This is a genomic window from Streptomyces sp. WZ.A104 (assembly GCF_002382885.1).
GTDB lineage: Bacteria > Actinomycetota > Actinomycetes > Streptomycetales > Streptomycetaceae > Streptomyces.
The window spans coordinates 68,955-92,051 of the sequence record NZ_NWVL01000011.1 but is presented as its reverse complement, the minus strand read 5'-3'; the positions used below and the strand labels follow the sequence as shown (position 1 = coordinate 92,051).

Here is a 23,097-nt window from a genome sequence, read left to right as displayed (position 1 = left end):
CCGCCGCGGCTCCGGCGTCCGGGCCGCCCCGCCCCGCCCCGCCCCGCCAGCCGCTCGCACAGCTGGCAAAGGGCAGGTGGCAGATGCAGGTGCGAGGAAGACGGTAGGTGGCCGAACGGCGGCGCTGAAGTGTACGTTTCCTCCATTCTCGACGTGCTGAATGGAGGAAACGCCCATGCCGACTCCGCCCGCGGGGGCTTCCGCGTCTTCCGCAGGGGCTTCCGCGGGAGCCACGCCGGTGAGCGGGCCCCCCACCCCGCCCATCCCGCTCGGGGAACTCCTGGCGAGCAAGGGCCTGGGCCTGCGCCGGATCGCGGGCCCGGCCGAGGCCGACCTCCTCTGGGTGCACACCTCGGAGATGGCCGACCCGTACCCGTACCTGCTCGGCGGTGAGCTGCTGCTGAGCGCCGGGGTGCTGCTCACGGACCCGGACCACTATGTCGCCCGGCTGGTGGAGGCGGGGGCGGCGGCCCTCGGCTTCGGGGTGCGCCCGGTGCACGAGACGGTCCCCGAGGCACTGATCGAGGCGTGCGACCGGCACGGGCTGCCGCTGCTGGAGGTCCCGCCGGAGACCCCGTTCACCGCGATCGCGCGGGCGGTGTGGCGCCTGATGGCCGAAGCCCGCCACCGCGAGCTGCGCCGGGTGACCCGCGCCCAGCAGGCCCTGGCCTCGGCCGCGGCCCGCCCCGACCCCGTACCGGCGGTGCTCCACCAGCTGGCGACGCAGCTCGGCGGCCGGGCGGTGCTGCTGACGGCGAAGGGCGAGGAGGTACACGCGGCGGGGCGCCTCCCGGCCGAGGAGACCCACGCAGGGGGCCGCAGCCCGGTCGAGGAGACGTACACGGCAGGCCGCAGCCCGGCCGGGGAAACCCATGCGGCGAGGCGTCACGCACCCCAAGGGCCGACAGCGGAAGCGCTGGCCCGGCTGGCCCGGGTGGTCGCCCGCGTACGCCCCGGCTCCCCCGCCTCGGCCACCGACGCCCACGGCGGCACCCACCTCTCGGCGTACGCCCTGGGCGGCGGCGAGGGCCTGGTCCTGGCCCTCGCGACCCGGCGACGGGAGCCAGGCGACCACACGGTGGCGGGCATCGCGGTCGTCCTGCTCTCCCTCCTCGCCGCCCCTCACCAGGGCGCGGACGCGGCGGGCCGCTCGGCAGCCCTGGTCCGCATGCTCCTGGGCGCCTCCCCCGCCGAAGTGGCCCCGCTGGTCGGCCCCGAGGGCCCGTGGGCGGTGGTCCACGCCCGCCGCACGGACGGCACCCCCGCGGACGCCCTGACGGCGGGCACTCTGGGCGCCTCTCTGGGCTCGGCCCTGGTGGACGCGGGGCGGGGCGGCGGGGACGCGGTACGGGTGCTGGTGCCGGGAGGCGGTGAGCCCACCCGGGTCGCCCCCCAACCCGGCTGGACGCTCGGCGCATCGGCCCCCACCCCCCTCACCGCTCTCGACGCCGCCGACACCCTGGCCGCCCGCGCCCTGGCCCGCGCGGAGGCGACCCGCGCCCCGCTGGCGGTGGACTCCCTCGCGAGCGGCCTCGCCGCCCTGATCCCGCCCGACCAGGCGGCCGCCCACGCCCGCACCCTGCTCGCCCCGCTCACCGCGCCCCTGGCCGACACCCTGCGCTGCTGGCTCTCCCTCCACGGCAGCTGGGACCGCACGGCGGTGGCCCTCGGCGTCCACCGCAACACCGTCCGCCAACGCATCGGGCGGTGCGCGGCGTTGCTCGGCACGGACCTGGACGACATGGACGTACGGACGGAGTTGTGGTTCGCGCTGCGGCAGGGGTGACGTGTGTCGGACAGCGGTGCCCGGTCCCGGCGACCCTGGTGTGCACTCCACGCCCGCCCCTCGGTATGTTGCAGCGGCAAAGGGGGATCGCATGGCACGGGATTACGACAGTCAGCTGCTGGAATCGGTGGGGGTACGCCGACGCCGGATGCGGGACGCCCTGCTCTTCGGCGCCGGACGCGCACGGCGCACGGCCGACGAACGGCTCGGGAAGGTATTCGCGGGCATCGCCATCACCGCCGTGCTGTGCGCCGGGTGCGTCGGCTGGTCATTCCTCCAGCACACCCTGGACAAACAGAAGGCCGAGCAGGAAAAGCAACAGCAGCAACGGCAGGCGCAGCGGTACGAGCCCCGGTGAATTCCTCCCGAGAGGCCGGAATCACGGTGCACTTTGCCCAATTGGCCCGAAATTCCGGAAAGTCGCGATGATAGGTTGCCGTAAATGGCGAGAACAGCAATAACATCCCGGACGGAACTGAGCCGGGTGACCCTCGTCGGCGAGCGGCGGCGGGCCGACATCGTGCTGCCCTCCGATACTCCTATCGGCCAACTGCTTCCGGACATTCTTCAGTTGTTGGACGACCGGGCAGCCTCGCGGCCGCTGACCCGGCAGTTGATCACCTCCGACGGCTCGGCGCTGCCGCACGACAGCACCCTGGCCTCGGCCGGGGTCAGCGACGGCGCCGTGCTCCGCCTGGTCAGGACCCACGCCGCGCCGCCCGCCCCGGTGGTCCACGACGTCACGGACCAGGTGGCCGACAGCCTCGACCTACAGGCCTGGCGCTGGCGTCCGGCCGTGCGACGGGTCGGCGCGGGCGCGGCGACCGTGGTGTTCGCGGTGCTCGCCGCCCTGCTGGCCCGCCGCGAGTTCCCGCTCGACGCGCTGGCCGGCGCCCTCGCGGTCGTCACCGCCGTACTCCTGGTGGGCGGCGCGCTGATCTCCCGGCTCGGGTCCGGCAACCGCGGTCTGGCGACCGCGCTGCTGTTCGTCTCCGGCGGCCTCGGCGTTCTCACGGCCTGGACCGCCGCCGACGCGTACGGCTGGCCGGGCCCCGCCCGGCTCGCCGCGGTGGCGGCTGCGGTGGCCCTGGCGCTGACGCTGCTCGGCGTCTTCTCCCCGCTGGGCCGCGGGGGCCTCATCGGCGCCGGGGCCACGGCGGCCGTGACGGCGGTGTGGGAGGCCGTGGCCGCGGTGGAGTCCGATCCGGCCCGGATCGGCGCGGTGATGGCCGTGTTCTCCATGGTCCTGCTCGGCATGCTGCCCCGCCTCGCCCTGATGGCCTCCGGGCTCACGGCGCTCGACGACCGGCGCTCGGGCGGAATGCCCGTCAGCCGCCACGACGTGTCCAACGCGCTGGCCGCCACGCACCGCGGGCTGGCCCTCGCCACCGTCGTCACCGCGGTGTCGGCGGCAGCGGCGGGCTGGCTGCTCACCCTGGCCGCGCGGCCGACCGTGTGGACGGTGCTCCTGTCCTCGCTGGTCGCGGTGGTGCTGCTGTCGAGGGCACGCGCGTTTCCGCTGGTGGCCGAGGTGGTGGCCCTGTTCGCCGCCGCGGGGGTCCTGTTCGTACGTCTCGTGATGCTGTGGATGGAACAGGCGTCCGGGGCCGCGGGCCCCGTGGCCGTGCTCGGCGCGGCGGCGCTGCTGCCGCTGCTCGCCCTGGCGGTGGAGCCTCCCGAGCACGTACGGGTGCGGCTGCGGCGCACCGCCGACCTGGTCGAGTCGATCGGCATGGTGGGGATGTTCCCGCTCGCCATCGGCGTGTTCGGTATGTACGGCCAGCTGCTCAACAAGTTCTGACATCCATGCGCGGGCGGCTCCGGTCGGGGCGGCGGAGCGGAGAAGAAGGGCAGACATGCCGAACGCGGACAACTGGCAGGGCGATGTGCTGCGCGATCTGAGGGGTACGCCCCCGCGGCAGGCGGCGAGCTCCGGTGACCGGCACGCGGCGGGCCCTGACGGCGGCCCCCCGGCCCCTTCAGCACCCACCGGGCACCTCGCTGCCGCCCCCGTACCCACCGAGCACCTCGCTGCCGCCCCCGCCGGACAGAACCCCCCGGCCATCCCGCCCGCCCCGGCCCCGCGCTCCCCCGCCCCCCGTCCGGCAGGCCCCCGGCGCCCCTACCGGTCCCCCGACTCGCGGCCCGTGGTGGACGGCGCACTGAGCGGCACGGTACGCAAGCCGCTGCGGGGTGAACCGCTCGTCGTCCGGGCGTCGCGCGCCGTGCGCCGTATCGTTTCCTCCTCGGCGGCCCGCGAGGTCGCCGAACTCACCCGGACCGCCGGGACGCTCCAGCAGCCGGTCACGACCGGGCGGCAGATCGCCGTCACCTCCATCCGGGGCGGTGCGGGCAAGACGACCGTGGCGGCCCTGCTCGGCACGGCGTACGCGCACTACCGCCAGGACCCGGTCCTCCTCGTCGAGGCCGATCCGGCGCTCGGCTCACTGCCCCTGCGCGTCGGCGCGGAGACTCTGCGCTGGACCACGGCCGATCTGGCAGACCTCGTGGAACCACAGATGTCGCTGCTCGACGTCACCGGCTACCTCGTCCAGCTCCCCGACAACGCCTGGCTGCTGCCCGGCAGTCAGGGCCGCATCGGCGCGATGCTGGACGCCTCCGCCTACGAGCGGGTCATGGTGGCGCTGCGCCGGTACTTCGGCGTGACCGTGGTCGACTGCGAGACGCTGCCCGCCGAGGTCGCCCGAGTCGCGCTCTCCGCCGCCCAGGCCCGGGTACTGGTCGCCCCCGCCACGCTGGACGGCATCACCAGCACGTACGCGGTCCTCCAGTGGATGCAGGGGCTGCCCCGCCACATGATCGAGGGCACCGTGGTCGCCCTCACCGCTACGACGGCCCGCCCGGGGATCGACCTGGCGGCCGCCGCCGAGAAGCTCCGGTCCACCGGCGCGGCCGTGCACGTGCTGCCCCACGACCGGCACCTGGCGCAAGGCGGCGCCCTGCGCACCGAACTGCTCGCCCGGCCGACGCGGCTCGCCGCCACCCGGCTGGCCGCCGAGGTCTTCCAGCTCTCCCAGAAGCGCCGGTAACGCCCATGAGCACGCGTCTGATCCACCGCCCCGCCCGGACCACCCGCCCGCCGGCCGCCCCCGCGCCCCGCACCATCGAGGCCCCGCCCAACCTCCCCGAGGGCAAGGCGGGCAACATCGCGATGTCGCTGCTGCCCGTGGCCGGGGTCATGTCGTCGGTCGTGATGATGACGGTCGTCCGCAACAGCCAGTTCGCCGCACTCGGCGCACTCGTCCTCGTGGTCACCGTCATCGGTTCCGTCGCCCTGCTCTTCTCCCAGCGCGGCAAGGCCCAGCGCACCCGTCGCACCCAGCGCGAGGCCTACCTGGCCTACGTGGAGGACCTGCGCGAGGAGCTCTCGGCGGAGGAGCGCGAGCGGCGTGAACACGCCGACGTGCTGAACCCCCCGCCCTACGCCCTGTACGACATCGTGCGCGACCCGGCGCGCCTGTGGGAGCGGCGCAGGGTCGACGACGACTTCCTGCGGGTACGGGTCGGCACCGGCGAGATGCCCGTACGGGATCTCCAGATCGCCGAGCCGGGGTCGACGGTGCTCACGCCGCCCGACCTCTTCATGCTCAACGAGGCGTCGGCGCTGGTGAACCGGTTCCGCAACGGCACCGAGCTGCCGCTCACCGTCCCGCTGGACCGGATCGGCAACGTCAGCGTGATCGGCGCCCGCGAGGACTGCCTGCGGGTGGCCCGCGCGCTGCTCGTCCAGGCCGCCGCCCTGCACGCCCCCGACGACGTGGCGATCGCCCTCGCCGCGCCCGGCGACCGCATGGACGACTGGGAGTGGGCGAAGTGGCTGCCGCATCTGCTCGACACCGAGCGGTTCGACGGCCCGGTCGCCGCCCGCCGCATCGCCCCCTCCGCCCCTCAGCTCGCCCGGCAGCTCGGTCCGGAGCTGCGCCGCCGGGCCTCGTACGCCGCCGAGGTCCGGCGCGGGCTGGCCGGGCGGGACGCGCTGTCGATGAACTCCCGGCTGCTCGTCGTCACCGACGGGCACGGCGAGGACGCGGTCGACCTGCCGCGCCCGGACGACGCCGTGAGCCTGCACGAGATGGGCGTCACCGTCCTGCACCTGCTGGAGCGGCGGGTGCAGGAACCGGGGCACGTCTCCGTACGCATCACCGTCGAGGGCACGGACGTGACCATCGAGGACCTCCGGGCCCCGGAGCCCCTGGAGGCCCACGGCACGGTGGACGAGGCGGGCATCCCGTACGCCGAGGGCCTGGCCCGGATGCTCGCGCCGCTGCGGCTGTCCGCCGAGTCGCTCGCCGACGCCCCGCTGTCGGGGCCGGTCGAGTTCGCCACGATGCTCGGCATCGACGACGTGGCCCGGCTCGACCTGGACCGGCTGTGGGCACCGCGCGGCGAACGCGCCTTCCTCCGTGTCCCGATCGGCATCAGCGACTCGCACGAGCCGGTGCTCCTGGACCTCAAGGAGTCCTCGGAGCTGGGCATGGGCCCGCACGGACTGTGCGTGGGCGCGACCGGTTCGGGAAAATCGGAACTGCTGCGCACCCTCGTCCTCGCCCTGGTGGCCACGCACCCGCCGGAGGACCTGGCACTCGTCCTGGTCGACTACAAGGGCGGGGCGACGTTCGCCCCGTTCGCGGACCTGCCGCACGTGGCCGGGGTCATCACCAACCTGGAGAACCAGGCGGGGCTCGTCGAACGCGTCCACTCCTCCCTCGCCGGTGAGGTCAAGCGCCGCCAGCAGGCACTCAAAGACGCGGGGAACGTCGCCGACATCGGGGACTACGCGGCCCTCCGCGCCGAGAAGCGGCCGGATCTGGACCCGCTGCCGCATCTGTTCGTGGTGATCGACGAGTTCGGCGAACTACTCACCGCCAAGCCGGACTTCATCGACCTGTTCCTCTCCATAGGCCGTATCGGCCGCTCCATCGGCGTCCATCTGCTGCTCTCCAGCCAGCGCATCGAGGGCGGCAAGCTCAAGGGCCTGGACACCTATCTCTCCTACCGCCTCGGTCTGCGGACCTTCTCCGCCGACGAGTCCCGCACGGTCCTGGACACCACGGACGCCTTCCACCTGCCTCCGCTGCCCGGATTCGGCTATCTGAAGGTCGACACGAGCCACTACTCCCGCTTCAAGGCCGGTTACGTGTCCGGGGGTTACCGAGGCCCGGTCCGCACCGCCGACGAGGAGGAGGCCGGTCCGCTCGCCCTGCCGTACGAGGCGTTCAACACCCTGGCCGGACCGGACGAGACCCGGCACTCCCCGGAACCCGCGTCCCGCCGCCGCGAGACGGGCCCCACCGAACTCGGCGTCATGGTCGATCAGTTGACCGGTGCCGCGCCGCCCGTACGGAGCATCTGGCTGCCCCCGCTGCCCACCGCCACCGCCCTCGACACCGTCGCCGGTCCGCTGGACATCGGCCCGCACGGGATGCGGCTGGCCGGAGCCGGCACGGCGGGCGACCGCAGACCGCTGCGCGTCCCGGTCGGCCTGCTAGACGACCCGGCGCGGCAGTGGCAGGGCAGGTGGTTCCTGGACCTCACCGTGGCGGGCGGCCACGCGGCGGTGATCGGCGGACCGCAGTCGGGCAAGACGACGCTGCTGCGCACCCTCGTCCTCTCCCTCGCGCTCACCCACACCCCGCGCGAGGTCGGTGTCTACGGTCTCGACCTGGTCGGCGGCGGCCTCCAGGCGCTGTCGGGCCTGCCGCACGTGGGCGGCATCGCGGGCCGCGCGGACCGGGAGCGGGCGGCCCGCACCGTCGAGGAGGTCCGCACCATGCTCGCGCTGCGCGAGGACCTCTTCCGCGAGCACGGCATCGATTCGGTCGAGCAACTGCGCACCCTGCACGCGGCGGGCAGGCTGCCCGAACTGGCGTCGGCCGAGATCCTGCTCGTCATCGACGGATTCGGCGCGCTCCGCGACGACTTCGAGGAGCTGGACGACGCGATCGCCGACATCCTCAAGCGGGGCGGCGGTTACGGCATCCACGTGGTCGCGGGAATGCTGCGCTGGAACGACGTGCGCATCGCCATCCAGTCGAACTTCGGCACCCGCGTCGAGCTCCGGCTGAACGACCCCAGCGAGTCCAGCATCGACCGCAAGCTCGCCGAGACCCTGTCACCGGACGAGCCCGGCCGGATCCTCACCGACGGGAAGCTCTTCGCCCAGGTGGCCCTGCCGCGTACGGACGGGGTCGCCGACACGGTGGACCTGGGGACGGTCCTGGAACGCACGGCCCGCTCGGTCCGCGCCACCTGGAGCGGTGAAGTGGCGCAGCCGGTACGGGTTTTGCCGCACGTTCTGGAGCCGCACGCGCTGCCCGGCCCGGCGGCCGAGCCCACCCGCGTACCGATCGGGCTCGACCAGTCCGCCCTCGCACCCGTACTGCTCGACCTGTTCGAGCACGACCAGCATCTGCTGGTGCTGGGGGACAGCGAGTGCGGCAAGACGAACCTGCTGCGGACGATCGCGCACGGCCTGATCGACCGGTACCGCGAGGACGAGCTGGTGTTCGCCGTGATGGACCCCCGGCGCTCGCTGCGCGGTGCGGTGCCGGAGGAGTTCAACGGCGGCTACGCGTACAACTCCAAGCTGTGCGCGGGCCTTTCGGCAGGCATCGCCACCGAACTGGAGAAGCGGCTGCCCGACGAGAACGCCCGCCTGGACGACCTGGAGCCGGGCAACTGGGGGAAGGGCCCGCGCATCGTGGTCCTGGTCGACGACTACGACGTACTCACGACCGCCGGACAGTCTCCGCTGTCGGCCTTCCTCCCGTACATCCCCTCGGCGGTCGACATCGGCCTCCACTTCGTCCTGACGCGCCGGGTCGCCGGTGCGTCGCGGGGCATGTACGAGCCTTTGGTCCAGGGCCTGCGGGAGTCCGGGGCCTCGGCTCTGCTGATGACGGGCGACCGCAGCGAGGGCCAGCTGTTCCCCGGCGTGTACGCGTCCCAGCAGGCACCGGGACGCGGCGTGTTCATCCGCCGGGGCCAGCCGAACCGCCTGATCCAGACGGCGTACAGCCCAATGTGACCCGTATCCGTCTGACCGGACGGCGCACAGACCGCTGCGAGCCGCATCCGTCTGACCGGACGGCGCACAGACCGCTGCGACCCACGCACCCCCATTCATCTCCCGCCGACGCAGGAAGGCCAGGACGCCCCTCCCATGACCAAGGACGTCATCGCTCTCACCCCCCGGATGCCCGACCCCTGGGCCGTGTTGGCGGGCCTGCTCTCCGGCGGCCCGGACAAGCTGGTGGGCACGCGGGGCGAGGGGGCCGTGGTGCAGCTCTGCGACACCGAGGGCCGCCCTCTCGTCTCCGTGGAGGCCCCGCTGCTGGTCTCCGTCGAGGGCGAGGCGGAACGGCTGCTCGGGACCACGGCGCCCCCGGTGCCGTACTGGTGGACGGAGGCCCGCGCCACCACGGGCGTCGCGGAGGCGGAACAGCTCGCGGGTACGTTCGCGACCCGGCTGGTCTCGCTGATCGGCGGCTCGGCCTGGCCGCCGGACGCCACCGGCTCGCTCGCCGTGGTCAAGACGGACGGGGTGAGCGTGGCCCCGGAGCCGGCGGCGGCCCAGCCCGCGATCGACGTCCTGACGGAGAAGGTCGCGGTCGTCATCCAGGACCGCCCGGTGGTGGCGATGACAGCGTGGCTCTCGGACGCGTTCCGCGCGGCGGCGGAGGCCGGGATCGGCCTCCAGATCGTCAGCCCGGCGGGCACCTCGCTCTCCCCGGCCGTCCGGGACACGCTGGGCGGATGGCCGTCCCGCTGGATCGTCCAGGACGAGGAGGACGGCTACTACGACGGGCTGACCGGCGCCGTACTGCGCTGGCAGGACGGCATGTTCGCCCCGGTCGTCTCCCCCGAGGCGACGGAGGGCGACCCGAGCACTCCGGTCGCGGCCGCCTACCAGCGGGTCCGCGACACCGGTGAACGCCAGCTCGCCCTGACCTTCCGCATGGTGCACCCGGCGGACGAGCGGCTGGTGCTCGGCGGCGGCCTGGAGACGGTGTGGCGGGAGCTGACGGGCCGGCCGCCCGCGGGCTGGGGCACCTCCGAACCGGCGACCCTCCCGTGGTCCCCGGCTCGGCTGACCGACCTGGCGCACGAGCGGGCGCCCGAGCCGACCTGGTTCGTCGTGGTCGGCCACCGCGACCGCCCGGGGATCGCCACCGTACGCGTCACCCGGACGAAGGCGGGCGTGGAGGAGGAGGTCACGCTCGCGTTCGGCTACGGCAGCGACGAGAAGCCCCCACTGGACACCCTCCCCGCGGCCGCCGAGGCGCTCGCCACCCGCCACCGCCTCCAGTCGATGCTCGTACAACTTCGCAAAGCACGACGCGACCTGGCCGTACCGCCGCGCTTCGAGGGGCCGGGAGTCCCGCTGGCGTTCGTCCTGGGCCCGGAGGAGGTCCGCGCGATGCCGGACGACCGGGCCCGCCGCACTCCGTTGTCCGAGCCGCCGGTGCAGCTCGGCCCGAGGACCAGGCCTGCGCTGTACTACCCGCTGCCGGGGGACCCCTCGGACCTGTCGGGGTGGCAGGACTTCGAGAGGCTCGTACGGCATCTGAAGGGCGCTTAGGGCACGGGCGGCCTTCTGCCCGATGTCATGAGTTGGTCACCAATGACGATCGGTTCGATTGCTGATTGCAGTAGTGATGCTTGAGTTGATAGACATGAATCCGAACATTCATATGATCATTCGAGACGGTGGGGGAACCCGATGAAGTTCGACATGGGGTCGTCGGTCCTGTCGACGTTGGTGTCGCATTCGCAGGGTGCGAGTACGGACCTGGGCACGCTGATCCGGCAGTTGATCGCGGCGGCGGAACCGTTGGAGGGGAAGTTCAACGGGGCGGGAAAGGTCGCCTTCGACGATTTCAAGAACCGTGCGGACGAGATCACGGGCGCGCTGAACGCGTCGCTCTCCGGAATCCTGGGCGGCCAGTCCGGGATGGACGCGGCGTTCGGCTCGGGTGATCAGGAGCAGGGCGAGAACGCGAAGTCGCAGATGGCGTCGGCGAATTTCGACGCGGCGAGGTTCGGCGGCCGCTGACAGCGGCACAGCGACAGGCACGTACAGGTTTTCACTGACGGGGAGTTGATGGGTGATGGCGGGCAGCACGGACCGGCGGTCGTACGACACGAGTGCCTCGACCGAGGTACAGGGGAACATCCAGGCGGTGATCGCCCGGCTGGAGCAGGTGATCACGGCGCGGGACACGCAGGTCAAGGCGGCGATGAACGACTTCGCCGCTGACGGTGTGGCGGACGAGTACCACGGCAAGGAGCTGCGGTGGAACGCGACCTCGCAGGAGGTGCGGAACATCATTCAGCTGCTGCGTACGACGCTGGAGAAGAACGACGGCACGGCCACGCAGACGCTGGCGCGGGCGAAGGCGGCAGTGGACAACATCGGCTGACGCAAGAGCGGGTAAGGACAGCAGTTCAGGACTGGTTGGGCGTTTCGGGGGCTTGTCGGTGTCGGCGTGGGATATCAAACCGCAGGGTGTTCAGGGTCAGCTGAAGGTGGTCGGGGGGCATGCCGGTGACCTGGAGAAGGCGCTGACCGCGTTGATGAAGAACTTGTCGCAGGCAGCGCAGGCGGCGGGTACGGCGGTGCCGGGCACGGCGGCGAGCACTCCGTTGCAGGGCCCGGTGGCTCCGGGGCAGGCCCCCTTGTCGCGGGCGGCGACAGGTCCGGTGGCAGCGGCGCTGGGCCAGTACGCGCAGGCCCGGCAGTCGCAGCTGAAGTCGATGGCCGAGCGTATCCAGGCGGCGGTTCTGGGTGCGGCGACGGCGACGAACGAGTACGTGGAGGGCGACCTCGACACCGCGAAGCAGGCGCAGAACGCGGCGAAGTCGGTCCGCCTGGACGTGCTGAAGGACTTGGGGGCCGGCAAGTGAGCGAGAACCAGCCGGTGAATCTGGAGGGCATACCGGTCTTCACGGGTGACCTCGCGCTGCTGGACACCACGGTCACCGCGCTGAGCAAGGGCGGGGCGAAGATCGCCACGGCCGCGGGGGACATCCACAGCAGCTTCGGCGGACTCCAGGCCTTCTACAAGGCCCCGGAGGCGGAGCAGCTGTTCGCGGTGACGAAACCGGTCGCGGACCGGGGTGCGTCATTGAAGTCGGACGTGGCGACCATCGCGAGTGCGCTGAGTGCCTACTCGGACGACGCCTACCCGCTGGTCGAGAAGCTGAAGCAGCTCAAGCGGGATGCGGGGACGTTCCTCGCCAAGGCCAACGCGGACGACAAGTGGCGCGAGGACGGCGACCTGGTCGAGGAGAACAACAACCGCCGTAGCGAGATCGCCGAGACCTGGGCGGCGTTCCAGGCGGTGGAGCGGGCCTGCCACAACAAGATCATCGCCCTGGTTCCGGGCGGGCAGAAACTGAAGACCAACGACGGTTCCAACGGCAAGGGCATGTACGGCTACGACGCCGAGGCCATGAAGAACGCCAAGGGCCTGCCCTGGGGCGACCCGGTCCAGGAATCGAAGCCCTGGTGGCACCTGCACGAACACGCCTGGGACTTCGCCAAGGGCGTCTTCGTCGACGGCGTCTGGGGCACGATCAAGGGCCTGGGCACCCTGTTCGGCACCGAGGGCTGGGACGCCGCGAAGCAGGCCTGGACAGGCCTGGGCAAGCTGGTCACCGGTATCGCGATCTCCAGCACCCCGCTGGCGGGCGCGTTCTGGATGGCGCCGGAGGACCAACTCCCCTCCTGGCTCCGGGACTCACGCACCGCGATGAAGGAGACCGGCAAGGCCCTCCTGGCCTGGGACCAGTGGAGCGAGAACCCCTCGCGCGCCGCCGGCGCGGTCACCTTCAACGTCCTGACCACCGTCTTCACCGGCGGCACGGGCGGAGCCGCCGCCGGCGCGGGCAAGGCGGCGGCCGCGGCGAAGGCCCTGTCGTTCGCGGGCAAGGCGGGCCGGGCCATCGACCCGATGACGTACCTCTTCAAGGGCGCGGGGGCGGGCTTCACGAAGACCAGCGATGTGATGTCCGGTCTCAAGGGCATGGGCAACGTCGAGATCCCCACGGTCCCCGAGGGCGCGGTCACCCTCCCGGACGGCGGATTCAAGCTCGCCGACGGCACCCTGCACCTGCCCGAGGGCGCGGCGATCCCCGACGGCGCGTTCGCCGTCCCGAAGAACACGGTCAAGCTCCCGGACGGCATGGACATCCCCGCCGGAGCGCTCGACCTCGGCGACGGCGTGGTCCGCCTCCCCGAAGGCATGGCCCCACCGGCCGGTTCCCTGCCCATCGCGGAGGGTTCCCTCAAACTCCCCGAGGGCACCACGGCCCTGCCCGAGGGCACCATCAAGGACGTCGACGCCGACGGCAACGTCATCCACCTCGACCGCGAGGGCAATATCCTCACGGAGGACGGCACCCTCAAACAGCACCACACCGCAGCCCCCAAGGACACCCCCACCGACGGCGCCCCCATCAGAACCGACGCCGACAGCCCCCTGCCCCGCACCCCCGCCGAACAGTCGGCCCTCGTCGGCGCAGGCGCCCGCACCGGCGGCGACCCCATCCGCCTGAGCGCGGACCTGGGGGACACGGGCCGACTCGGCGACGACCTCGGCCGCACGGGCAACGGCGGCTCGCACCTCGACAGGACACCGGGCGGAACCGCGAACAACCTGCCGGGCGGTACGACGGCCGCGAACAACCTGCCGACCAACAGCCTGGACAACGGCACCCCGGGCGGCCCGGCCCACGGCGGCCGGGGTGACCACGTGCCGACGAACAACCTGGACAATGGAAGGCCCGGTCCACCCCGAACAGACAGTACGGGCGCGGGCGGCAGCTATCCCGAACCCCCTGCTACCGGAGTTGGCCACAACACGCCCGGCGGATCTGCGGTGGACGGCACCGTGCCGGGCCCGTCGGCAGCGGATACCGGTGGGCGTAACAACGATGTCCCCGCGCGATCCTCTGACGAGGCTGCGGCCATCGCGGAGTACGAGGCGGCTCGCGACGTTCCTCCCTCTGAACGGACTCCTGAGCAGCGTGCGGCGATCACTCGTGAACACGTGCGACTGGCGAACGAGGGTGGTCCTTGGTTCAAGGAGAACTACGACGAAATCGGCCGCCGTGAGAGCTCTCGCCGAAAGGTCGACGGCCAGCTCCTGCCAAAGCTGGCCAGGCGGGACGACGGTAGCTGGATGGCAGCGGACGATCTGCCGTACGCAAATGGTGAAAGCTACCGGCTGGAGCCCATGCACCGAGGGCGCGACACCGTCAGCCCTGAGGATCTCAAGCACTTGGACGACGTTTCAGCAAAGCGCCGGGCTGGAATGGAGCTCACTGCCGCAAGCAAGGGTTACCAAACCACTCCCTCCCTCGACAACGCCGACACGCTCGCCAAGGCACAGGCGAAGTACGATGCGACAGTCGGTGAGGGAGTACCGAACAACAGTAAGCTGGGGGAAGCCCTGGGCGAAGACGCGGCCCGTCGCCACCTCATGCTTCAGGGTGGGTTCGAAGGCTCCCGGGAGATCACGGATCTTCCCAACACGCCCAACGGCTCCAAGCGGTTCGACCAACTCTGGCGAACCAAGGACGGCAATCTGGTGATCGTCGAGGCAAAGGGCCCCAACGCCAACCTGGACTGGCGCCGGGGTAACGGAATCCTCGACAGTGGCACCATGGTGAAGCAGGGCACTCTGGAGTACGTGCGCACCATCGTCGCCGATATGGAGTCGCGCGCGCTGACATCGCCGCTCGACGCCAAATATGCACAGGAGATCCGTGCCGCAATCGAGAACAAAACTCTGCAATACGTTCTCGTTCAAGCCTCGGAGAATCCAGGCACGTACGCTGGAGCTCATATGAAGCATTTCAAGATTTTCTGAGGAGAATCAAGTTGACGGTCACCATTTCCCGCCATCCCTTTCCAAGGGAGAACGCTGCGGCAGGCATTTCCGTACTGGAGAAAAATGCGGAGGGATTGATCGAGAGCCTGGAAACCAGCTCCACCCGGCTGGGTGACGCCTTCGAGCTGACGCTCACGCTCGCGAAGTCCCACTGCCTCCTGGACACCGAGGCATCCCGCCTTGCCACCTGGAAGGCGTGGGTCAACGCCATGCAGGTCGGCTCGGCAACGTTCGCCACGGCGACCATGGTTGAAGGAGAGGTCCGCTGCCGCATCGCGGAGAGGGACCGGGCACTCCACGCCACGGGCCCGCAGTACTACGCGCATGCAGGTGCATGGCTGACGGCCTTCTACCTCGCCGTGGCCTGTCGGGAGAAGAACCGGCTGACCGCCCTGTGCCAGGTTCCCGTGTCTCTGCTCAGGCAGTCGAGCGCACCCTTTGACGAGTTCATCTACGCCTGGATCGAAACACTTCAGGACTACTGGCTCGGGGGCCCTGATCTGGGCGCCAAGCTGGTGGCGGCGATCGATGGAACGGATCCGTCTCGGGATCACATCAGCGACCCCGAGACGACGGCGAAGATCCTCTACCCACCGATGGAAATGTTCCACCGCCTGGTTCGCGAGGATCACTCCGGTTTCAACCAGGCCCTCGCCGACGCCCTCCAGTGGCACAAGGAGTACTGGAGCACAGAGGACAACTCTCTTCAAGCCACCGGTTTGGTTGCCCTCCCTGCTCTCGCGGTGGCATGCCTCGCCTACGACGCGGGCTTCCCCATCGAGGTCGAATCCGAGTACCTTCCGATCGCCCTTCTGGAGCGGGACTGGCCGGGGGAGTTCCCAACCTGATCAACGCTTCGCCGGGCCGCTTGCGCTTGCCCTGCGGGCCCCCGGAATTCTTTCCGTCTCATAGGGGGAGCTCTGGCATGGATGAGGCTTTCAACCGACATACTCCGCCTTCAGGATCCGATGCCGAGTAATCCGCGGGACGTCTGAGCAAGCACACTGTCCGGCGCATCGAAGATCTGGAGGATTCCACAGAGTTGATCGACTTCGCTTTCAGTACTGCTGTTTCGGCCATGCTTGCACATTGCGCGGCCGACCCCAGGGCAGCGGCGGTGGAGACGTGGGAGTCGACAGTCAATTCGATGCAACTGGGATCAGCACTCTTCGCTGTTGCCCATTCGACCGAAGGTGCCGTCGAGTGCCGCATCAACCGGAAGCTGCGGACTCTATCGATCGCTGAGTCTCGCCCAACCGCCGATGCGGGTATGTGGCTGTCGGCGTTCTGGCTGGCCGTCATCTGCCGTGACCAGGACCGGATGACCCAGCTCAGCGAGATCCCCCTGGAACGGCTGCGCTCACCCGAAGGGTCCTACGACGAGTACATCTACCACTGGGTCGACACCCTCCAGAGCTGGTGGCTCCGACGCCCCGACCTCGCGGACAAACTCATCGCCACCATTGAGGCGTCCGACCCCGCCGTCGCCCGCATTGCCCCACAGGACCTGCTCCAAGGCGTGCTCTACCCACCGATCAACCTCTTCTACCACTACGTCCGCAACGACCGTGAAGGCTTCGTTCCCGCCCTCGCCGACGCCCTCAAAGTCCACAAGGCCTACTGGACCCACAACGAAGAACGCGCCACGGACATCGACGGCAGCATCGCCCTCGGCCCCCTCGCCATCGCCTGCCTCGCCTACGACGCCGAATTCCCCCTCGACATCGAATCCGACTACCTCCCCAAACACCTCCTCCAGCGCTCCTGGCTCGGCGAATTCCCAACCTGAGCCGACGGACCTGATCCCCCAAGGGCCGCGATCGGTGCCGCCGGCCTTCTACCCTCTATCGTCATGGGCATATGCATGGACGTGCTGGTCGTCGACTGGGATCACCTCATGGCGGTACCGGAGGATCAGCACTACGCGATGCTGCACGAGGCCGGAACCTCGGTGGACGAGGAAGGGTGGGACGCCGGGCCGGACTGTCCGCCGTCCGCCGGGCCTCAGTGGTCCTGGCCCTCTCCCCCGACCTTGGGCTGGTTCGGGAAGTTCGACTTCGGGGACGTCGGGTGCTCGTACAAGGATCACTTCTGGGCGGGTGAGCGGTGGGAGGAGATCCGGTCGTTCGTCGAGCCGGGACTACGCTCGGCCGTGGACCGGTTCGTCGATCCTCTCTTCTGGGGTGGGCTTGAGTACATGCCTGATCGGGAGGACGCCCAGGAGGCATCGGCGCTCGTGTCGGTGGACGAGTCCCCTGCGCCCTCGGACCATCTTCTGTGGTGTCGTCCTGCGGCTGTTTCCTCGCTGAAGGGTCTCTGGGACTCCGTCGGCCCTGAACTGAACCTGCTGCGAGGCCCGTTCGACCAGCACTCCCGGGCCGACTTCGGACGGATCAACGACTTCGACACGTTCGTCGGGCTGCTCCAGGGGTGGGGCGACGTCATCGGCCAAGCCGAGCTGCGCGGTTGGGGTGTCGTCGGGCTGCGCTGCTGAAGCCGGGCGTGGAACGGTGCCCGACGTGAGCGGATGGACGAGTCGCAGACGTACGCCCCGGTCGGCGGTGCCCGCCGGGGTCGGACAGGGCCACGGTGTGACCGGCCGGGCAGGTCACGGCGACATTGGCGGTGTCGATGGCGAAGTCGTCGAGGGTGAAGCCGCCGGGAACCGCGGGCCGCAGCGTGGCGGGCTTGAGGAATAGCCGGTGTCCTTCCCGGTCCATGGCCTGGCGGGCGTCACCAGTGGAGTAGGCGGTGTCGCCGAAGGCGTCCACCGCCCCGAGGCGAGGCCGCCCGGCCTCGCGGCAGCGCCGATAGCATCCGGGTGATACCCGAATGGATGAGATGGACGAGGAGGAGCGACGCGTGCGATTCGCCCTGGAAACACTGTTCGCCGACGTGCCCGCCGAGCAGATCGCCGAAGCTCGTGCCTTCTACCGGTCGAGGCCGGCAGGCCGGGGCGCAAGCACCTTCGAGGAGCTCAAGGAGGCGCGAGCGAAGAAGCCCGCACCGCGTGCCGCCGTTCCGCCTGCCGTCGAGAAGACGATCGAGGCCGCCGGAGTGCGCGTCCCGGTCCGGATCTTCCTGCCGGCCGGCGGTCCGCCCCAGGGTGTCTACCTGGGCATCCACGGCGGCGGCTTCTACTCCGGCTCCGCGGCACGGGGCGACGAACGCCACCGCGAGCTCGCCAACGCCCTGGACATCGCCGTCGTCAGTGTCGACTACCGGCTCGCGCCCGAGCACCCCTGGCCGGCCGCGCCCGACGACTGCGAAGCGGCGGCGCTCTGGCTCTTGGAGGAGGCCGAAGCCCGCTTCGGGACCTCCCGGCTCGCGATCGGCGGCAGCTCCGCGGGAGCCAACCTCGCCCTGACGACCCTGCTCCGGCTGAGGGACAGAGGCGTCGTCGATCCGTTCGCCGCTGCCGCACTCCGCTACGGCGCCTACGACTTGAGCGCGCAGACCCCGGGCGGCCGTCTCTACGCGGACGAATACTTCATCCAGGCGTACGCCGGCCACGTCGCGGACCGCACCGCTCCCGATATCTCCCCGCTCTACGGCGACCTGCGCGGACTGCCCCCGACGCTGCTGGTCGTGGGCAGCAACGACGTGCTGCTGGAGGACAACCTTGCGCTGGCAGGCCGGTTGTCGGCGGCGGGTAACGACGTCGAGGTGCGCGTCTACCCCGAGTCGCCTCACGGCTTCACGGGCCACCCCACCGCCATGGCCGCAACGGCGCTCAGCGGCATCAGCTCCTGGCTGCACGACCGGCTCAGTCAGCCCTGATACGAGCGAGCAGGTGCATGTCGTGCCGACCGTCGTCGTGCACGGCGGCGCCGCACTTGGTGCCTTCGAGGCGGTAACCGGTCTCTACGGCAACTCCGCGAGGTCGCCGTCCCGCTCTGCACGCGGATGATCGGAGGTCGGCCTCCTTCCTCTCCTACTCTCGGGGCATGAACCTGTTCGGCGGCGGTGACGGTCGCCACCTGGAGATGACCAACGGCGGCACGGCCGTGTTCGTGGACGTGCTCATGCTCGCCGTCTCCACGATGGCCCGCGAGCCGTGGGACTTCCGCTTCGCCGCCCTGCTGACCCTCCAGGACCAGAACGTAATAGGGCGCGGGGCAGTCGGTTTCGACCTGGCGGAGCTCGACTGGGGGGGACACGCCGCAGGAGCGGGCGGGGGCCGAGGACTTCCTGCTGCGCGTCCTCGATCTGGCGCTGACCCGCCACCGGTGGGAGGAACTGACCTACGAGGCACCTCGGGCCGAGAGTTACCTGCGCACGTACCGGGCGATGGTGGAGGCGTTCGACCCCGCGACCGCGAAGGCCGACGCGGATGTCCTGCCCGGGCCGCAGGAGGCCGCGATGGCCTCGTGCGTACGTCACCGGGTGCTGGGCGCGCTGCCGTTCTGGGAGGCGTGCGTGTTCTGCACGGCCGGGGTCTGAGGTCCCCGCCTCACGGCCCCAGACGGACCAGTCCCGGTCCCGTCGGGTGGTCGGGCTCGAAGGCGTCGGGAATCCCCAGCCTCAGGCCTCGACTCCGGGCGACCCGGTGAACGTCCCGCAGCGAGTACGCCAGGGCCGCCGCGAGGTGGCGTAGCTGGACGGACGTGGACCGGTCGTCGTCCACCATGTCGTCGGCGTGGTCGAGGAGTTCGTACGCCATGCCCAGCTGCATGGCCTCGACCCGGTCGGCCGCACGCGAGACCTGTCCATCGCCGTTGCCGACGACGTAACAGGGTTTGCCGTCCGCTCCGGCCCAGGGAAGCAACCGTGCGGAATTCGGTGCCTGTTCGCTCATGGGTGCGTCAACTCCGTCGCAATAGGGGGTGGGTTCTTCGCTGAGTAGCGATCCACTCACAGAGTGCGGTCGGCGTGGCTAGGCTCGCCAGGGGGTTCGGAGTGACATCGTGCTCGTCGCACAGGAGTTGGCTGTGAGTAATACCTATGGCACATGGTTGAAGGCTCAGCGGGAAGCGGCTGGGCTGACACAGCAGCAGCTTGCGGACCTGGCCCTGATGACCCGGTCGCATATCTCGCACATCGAGGCGGGGCGCCGAATGCCTAGCGAAGAGGATGCCCGTCGGCTGGATTTGGCGCTGGGCACGGGCAATGTCCTGACGAGTTTCCGGCCGGGAGCGGAGGACGACGGAGTCCTCGCGGACTACTTCGGCGCGGCGCGGCATCTCGAACAGCAGGCGACGATGATCCGCGAGTTCGCTCTGTCATTTCTCCCGGGTATCCTCCAGACCAAGGCGTACGCACGTGCCGTCCTCGGCATGGCGTTCCCACCGTTGAGCCCGACGGAGTGTGACAAAGCCGTCGTCGCACGGCTGAACCGCGCAAAGATCTTCCAGGGCACCAAGCCGCCTGTGGTCTGGGCGATCTTGGACGAGGCATCGCTCCGACGTCCGATCGGTGGCCCGAAGGTCATGGCGGCGCAGCTGGACCACATCGTTGAGCTCACCGAAGCGAAGCTCATCCGCACGCACGTGCTCCCCATGTCGCTCGGTTTCCACTCGTTGCTGGAAAGCATGCTGACGTTGATGTGGTTCGATGACCAGCCGCCAGTCGCCTACAGCGAAGGAGTGCGGGTAGGGAAGTTGCACGACTCGCCAGCCGTAGTCGAGGCACTCCAGAGCCGTTACGCTCTTGCACTGAGCGACTCCCTGTCACGAGACGACTCTTTGGCAGTGGTGAAGGCAACAGCGAAGGGCTACAGAGAACATGGCCAGGCGGAGCACCCAGACCGACTTCCCGCCCACCCGCTGGCGCAAGTCCTCCTACAGCGGTAGCGAGTCGGGCAGCTGCCTCGAAGTCCAGGACCACCACCCCACCGCCGTCCCCGTCCGCGACTCCAAGGTCCCCGGCGGGCCGACCCTGCTCATCCCCGCCGCCGGGTGGACCTCCTTCGTGGACGCGGTCAAGGGCGGGACCCTCTCCGTCTGATCCGGCAGTGCGACGGGGCGGACGGAGAGGGCACCGGGGCCATACGGCCCCGCCTCACTCCCCCACGTACTCCGCCAAGTGCTCCCCCGTCAGTGTCGTGCGGGCTTCCACCAGTTCGGCCGGCGTGCCCTCGAAGACGATCCGGCCGCCGTCGTGGCCCGCGCCGGGGCCGAGGTCGATGATCCAGTCCGCGTGGGCCATGACCGCCTGGTGGTGCTCGATGACGATCACCGACTTTCCGGAGTCGACCAGGCGGTCCAGCAGGCCGAGAAGCTGCTCGACGTCCGCGAGGTGCAGGCCGGTGGTCGGCTCGTCCAGGATGTAGACGCCGCCCTTGTCGCCCATGTGCGTTGCCAGCTTCAGGCGTTGGCGCTCGCCGCCGGACAGCGTGGTGAGCGGCTGGCCGAGGCTGAGGTAGCCGAGGCCTACGTCCGCGAGGCGTTGGAGGATCTTGTGCGCGGCCGGGGTGCTCGCCTCGCCGGAGCCGAAGAACTCCTCGGCCTCGGCGACCGACATCGCCAGCACCTCGCTGATGTCGCGGCCGCCGAGGTGGTAGTCCAGTACCGAGGCCTGGAAGCGCTTGCCCTCGCAGTCCTCGCAGGGGCTGGAGACGCTGGCCATCATGCCCAGGTCGGTGAAGATGACGCCCGCGCCGTTGCACGTGGGGCAGGCGCCCTCGGAGTTGGCGCTGAACAGGGCGGGCTTCACTCCGTTGACCTTGGCGAAGGCCTTGCGGATCGGGTCGAGCAGGCCCGTGTACGTCGCCGGGTTGCTGCGGCGCGAACCCCGGATGGGGCTCTGGTCGACCGAGATCACGCCCTCGCCCGCCGGGATCGACCCGTGCACGAGCGAGCTCTTTCCGGAGCCGGCGACCCCGGTGACGACGGTGAGCACGCCGAGCGGGATGTCGACGTCGACGTTCCGGAGATTGTGCGCCGTCGCGCCGCGAATCTCCAGCGCGCCGGTGGGCTTGCGGACCTCGTCCTTGAGGACGGCACGGTCGTCGAGGTGGCGGCCGGTGACGGTGCCGGAGGACCGGAGGCCTTCCAGCGTTCCTTCGAAGCAGACGGTGCCGCCTGCCGTACCGGCCCCGGGGCCGAGGTCGACCACGTGGTCGGCGATGGCGATGGCCTCCGGCTTGTGCTCCACGACGAGCACCGTGTTGCCCTTGTCGCGGAGGCGGAGCAGCAGGTCGTTCATCCGCTGGATGTCGTGCGGGTGCAGGCCGATGGTGGGCTCGTCGAAGACATACGTGACGTCGGTGAGAGAGGAGCCGAGGTGGCGGATCATCTTGACGCGCTGTGCCTCGCCGCCGGAGAGCGTGCCCGAGGGGCGGTCGAGCGCGAGGTAGCCGAGGCCGATCTCCACGAACGAGTCCAGGGTCTGCTGGAGAGCGGTCAGGAGCGGGGCCACGGAGGGCTCCTCCAGGGTGCGGACCCATTCCGCGAGGTCCCGGATCTCCATCGCGCAGGCGTCCGCGATGCTGATCTTCTTGATCTTCGAGGAGCGGGCGCCCTCGGTCAGCCGGGTCCCCTCGCACTCGGGGCAGGTGGTGAAGGTGACCGCCCGGTCCACGAAGTCCCGGATGTGGGGCTGCATCGACTCGCGGTCCTTGGACAGGAACGACTTCTGGATCTTGGGGATCAGCCCTTCGAAGGTGAGGTTCGCGCCCTCCACCTTCACCTTGGTCGGCTCCCGGTAGAGGAAGTCCTGCATCTCCCTCTTCGTGAACTTGGCGATCGGCTTGTCCGGGTCGAGGAAGCCGGACTCCGCGTACGTCCGTACGGTCCACCAGCTGTCCGACTTCCAGCCGGGGATGGTGAACGCGCCCTCGGCGATGGACTTGGAGTCGTCGTAGAGCTGGGTGAGGTCGATGTCGGAGACCGTGCCCCGGCCCTCGCAGCGGGGGCACATCCCGCCGGTGCGGCTGAAGGTGGCCTTCACCGCCTTCTTGTTGCCGCGCTCGACGGTGATCGCGCCGCTCGCCGTGACCGAGGGGACGTTGAAGGCGAATGCGCCGGGCGGGCCGATGTGCGGCTTGCCGAGCCGGCTGAAGAGGATGCGCAGCATGGCGTTGGCGTCGGTGGCGGTGCCGACCGTGGAGCGGGGGTCGCTGCCCATCCGCTGCTGGTCGACGATGATCGCGGTCGTCAGCCCGTCGAGCACATCGACGTCGGGCCGCGCCTGCGTGGGCATGAAGCCCTGCACGAAGGCGCTGTACGTCTCGTTGATCAGCCGCTGGGACTCCGCGGCGATGGTGCTGAACACCAGGGAGCTCTTGCCCGACCCGGAGACGCCGGTGAACACCGTCAGCCGGCGCTTCGGCAGCTCGATGCTGACGTCCTTGAGGTTGTTCTCCCGCGCGCCGTGCACGCGGATCAGGTCGTGGCTGTCGGCGGCGTGCGGCGCGGGCGGCTGCGTGGTCTTCGTTCTCGGAGCCATGCTCGT

19 protein-coding genes are annotated in these 23,097 nt (G+C 70.4%); 17 read left to right on the top strand and 2 right to left on the bottom strand.

Annotated features, from left to right (window positions below; all coding sequences use genetic code 11):
• The first annotated feature begins 160 nt into the window (after positions 1-160).
• The 15 genes from CIB93_RS08515 to CIB93_RS37785 all read left to right on the top strand — a co-directional run bounded on the left by CIB93_RS08515 (position 161) and on the right by CIB93_RS37785 (position 19,146).
• The gene (locus CIB93_RS08515) at positions 161-1,786 is read left to right on the top strand and encodes a PucR family transcriptional regulator (protein WP_096625668.1); all 1,626 of its coding nucleotides are present in this window, start codon (positions 161-163) and stop codon (positions 1,784-1,786) included.
• Positions 1,787-1,877: 91 nt separating this feature from the next.
• Positions 1,878-2,144, top strand: coding sequence for a hypothetical protein (locus CIB93_RS08510; RefSeq protein ID WP_096625666.1), 267 nt, complete (start codon positions 1,878-1,880; stop codon positions 2,142-2,144).
• A 99-nt stretch (positions 2,145-2,243) separates the two neighbouring features.
• Complete coding sequence (gene eccD, locus CIB93_RS08505) at positions 2,244-3,587, top strand: type VII secretion integral membrane protein EccD (RefSeq protein ID WP_096625748.1); 1,344 nt, start codon at positions 2,244-2,246, stop codon at positions 3,585-3,587.
• A gap of 55 nt (positions 3,588-3,642) precedes the next feature.
• Entirely contained in the window at positions 3,643-4,836 is a 1,194-nt protein-coding gene (locus tag CIB93_RS08500) for a MinD/ParA family protein (RefSeq protein ID WP_257002094.1), read from the top strand.
• Between the two features lie 5 nt (positions 4,837-4,841).
• Entirely contained in the window at positions 4,842-8,834 is a 3,993-nt protein-coding gene (gene eccCa, locus CIB93_RS08495) for a type VII secretion protein EccCa (protein WP_096625664.1), read from the top strand.
• A 135-nt stretch (positions 8,835-8,969) separates the two neighbouring features.
• Positions 8,970-10,388 carry a DUF6177 family protein gene (locus tag CIB93_RS08490; protein ID WP_096625662.1) on the top strand — a complete coding sequence of 473 codons (1,419 nt, stop codon included), beginning with the start codon at positions 8,970-8,972 and terminating at the stop codon, positions 10,386-10,388.
• A 141-nt stretch (positions 10,389-10,529) separates the two neighbouring features.
• Positions 10,530-10,862: a hypothetical protein gene (locus CIB93_RS08485; protein ID WP_096625660.1), complete on the top strand. Its 333-nt coding sequence runs from the start codon at positions 10,530-10,532 to the stop codon at positions 10,860-10,862.
• Positions 10,863-10,917: 55 nt separating this feature from the next.
• Positions 10,918-11,229 carry a pore-forming ESAT-6 family protein gene (locus CIB93_RS08480; protein WP_096625658.1) on the top strand — a complete coding sequence of 104 codons (312 nt, stop codon included), beginning with the start codon at positions 10,918-10,920 and terminating at the stop codon, positions 11,227-11,229.
• 58 nt (positions 11,230-11,287) lie between these two features.
• Positions 11,288-11,713, top strand: coding sequence for a DUF6507 family protein (locus CIB93_RS08475; protein ID WP_096625744.1), 426 nt, complete (start codon positions 11,288-11,290; stop codon positions 11,711-11,713).
• Complete coding sequence (locus CIB93_RS08470; RefSeq protein ID WP_096625656.1) at positions 11,710-14,682, top strand: hypothetical protein; 2,973 nt, start codon at positions 11,710-11,712, stop codon at positions 14,680-14,682. Before CIB93_RS08475 ends, CIB93_RS08470 begins: the two co-directional genes overlap by 4 nt.
• Positions 14,683-14,693: 11 nt before the next feature.
• Positions 14,694-15,551: an immunity 49 family protein gene (locus CIB93_RS08465; protein ID WP_096625654.1), complete on the top strand. Its 858-nt coding sequence runs from the start codon at positions 14,694-14,696 to the stop codon at positions 15,549-15,551.
• Positions 15,552-15,781: 230 nt separating this feature from the next.
• Positions 15,782-16,492: an immunity 49 family protein gene (locus tag CIB93_RS08460; RefSeq protein ID WP_096625742.1), complete on the top strand. Its 711-nt coding sequence runs from the start codon at positions 15,782-15,784 to the stop codon at positions 16,490-16,492.
• Between the two features lie 63 nt (positions 16,493-16,555).
• Positions 16,556-17,197, top strand: a complete 642-nt coding sequence (locus tag CIB93_RS08455) for a hypothetical protein (RefSeq protein ID WP_096625652.1) — start codon at positions 16,556-16,558, stop codon at positions 17,195-17,197.
• Between the two features lie 368 nt (positions 17,198-17,565).
• Positions 17,566-18,483, top strand: a complete 918-nt coding sequence (locus CIB93_RS08445; protein WP_096625740.1) for an alpha/beta hydrolase — start codon at positions 17,566-17,568, stop codon at positions 18,481-18,483.
• 510 nt (positions 18,484-18,993) lie between these two features.
• Positions 18,994-19,146: a hypothetical protein gene (locus CIB93_RS37785; RefSeq protein WP_179500028.1), complete on the top strand. Its 153-nt coding sequence runs from the start codon at positions 18,994-18,996 to the stop codon at positions 19,144-19,146.
• A gap of 10 nt (positions 19,147-19,156) precedes the next feature.
• On the opposite strand, the gene CIB93_RS08430 is transcribed toward CIB93_RS37785, so the two are convergent.
• On the bottom strand, positions 19,157-19,501 hold the full coding sequence (locus CIB93_RS08430) for a hypothetical protein (RefSeq protein ID WP_096625650.1): 345 nt from the start codon (positions 19,499-19,501) through the stop codon (positions 19,157-19,159).
• Positions 19,502-19,634: 133 nt separating this feature from the next.
• Here CIB93_RS08430 and CIB93_RS08425 point away from each other — a divergent pair, with 133 nt between their 5' ends.
• Entirely contained in the window at positions 19,635-20,495 is an 861-nt protein-coding gene (locus tag CIB93_RS08425) for a helix-turn-helix transcriptional regulator (protein WP_096625738.1), read from the top strand.
• Positions 20,428-20,649, top strand: a complete 222-nt coding sequence (locus CIB93_RS08420; protein ID WP_096625648.1) for a DUF397 domain-containing protein — start codon at positions 20,428-20,430, stop codon at positions 20,647-20,649. The genes CIB93_RS08425 and CIB93_RS08420 overlap by 68 nt, the downstream gene beginning before the upstream one ends.
• Positions 20,650-20,703: 54 nt before the next feature.
• Here CIB93_RS08420 and CIB93_RS08415 read toward each other — a convergent pair whose 3' ends face one another.
• A complete protein-coding gene (locus tag CIB93_RS08415; RefSeq protein ID WP_096625646.1) occupies positions 20,704-23,091 on the bottom strand; it encodes an excinuclease ABC subunit UvrA in 2,388 nt (795 codons plus the stop codon).
• Positions 23,092-23,097 lie beyond the last annotated feature (6 nt).

Coding starts and splice junctions, on each gene's coding strand:
- CIB93_RS08515 (WP_096625668.1), top strand. CDS start 161: ATGGAGGAAACGCCCATGCCGACTCCGCCCGCGGGGGCTTCCGCGTCT.
- CIB93_RS08510 (WP_096625666.1), top strand. CDS start 1,878: ATGGCACGGGATTACGACAGTCAGCTGCTGGAATCGGTGGGGGTACGC.
- CIB93_RS08500 (WP_257002094.1), top strand. CDS start 3,643: ATGCCGAACGCGGACAACTGGCAGGGCGATGTGCTGCGCGATCTGAGG.
- eccCa (WP_096625664.1), top strand. CDS start 4,842: ATGAGCACGCGTCTGATCCACCGCCCCGCCCGGACCACCCGCCCGCCG.
- CIB93_RS08490 (WP_096625662.1), top strand. CDS start 8,970: ATGACCAAGGACGTCATCGCTCTCACCCCCCGGATGCCCGACCCCTGG.
- CIB93_RS08485 (WP_096625660.1), top strand. CDS start 10,530: ATGAAGTTCGACATGGGGTCGTCGGTCCTGTCGACGTTGGTGTCGCAT.
- CIB93_RS08480 (WP_096625658.1), top strand. CDS start 10,918: ATGGCGGGCAGCACGGACCGGCGGTCGTACGACACGAGTGCCTCGACC.
- CIB93_RS08460 (WP_096625742.1), top strand. CDS start 15,782: ATGCTTGCACATTGCGCGGCCGACCCCAGGGCAGCGGCGGTGGAGACG.
- CIB93_RS08455 (WP_096625652.1), top strand. CDS start 16,556: ATGGGCATATGCATGGACGTGCTGGTCGTCGACTGGGATCACCTCATG.
- CIB93_RS37785 (WP_179500028.1), top strand. CDS start 18,994: ATGGTGGAGGCGTTCGACCCCGCGACCGCGAAGGCCGACGCGGATGTC.
- CIB93_RS08430 (WP_096625650.1), bottom strand. CDS start 19,501: ATGAGCGAACAGGCACCGAATTCCGCACGGTTGCTTCCCTGGGCCGGA.
- CIB93_RS08420 (WP_096625648.1), top strand. CDS start 20,428: ATGGCCAGGCGGAGCACCCAGACCGACTTCCCGCCCACCCGCTGGCGC.
- CIB93_RS08415 (WP_096625646.1), bottom strand. CDS start 23,091: ATGGCTCCGAGAACGAAGACCACGCAGCCGCCCGCGCCGCACGCCGCC.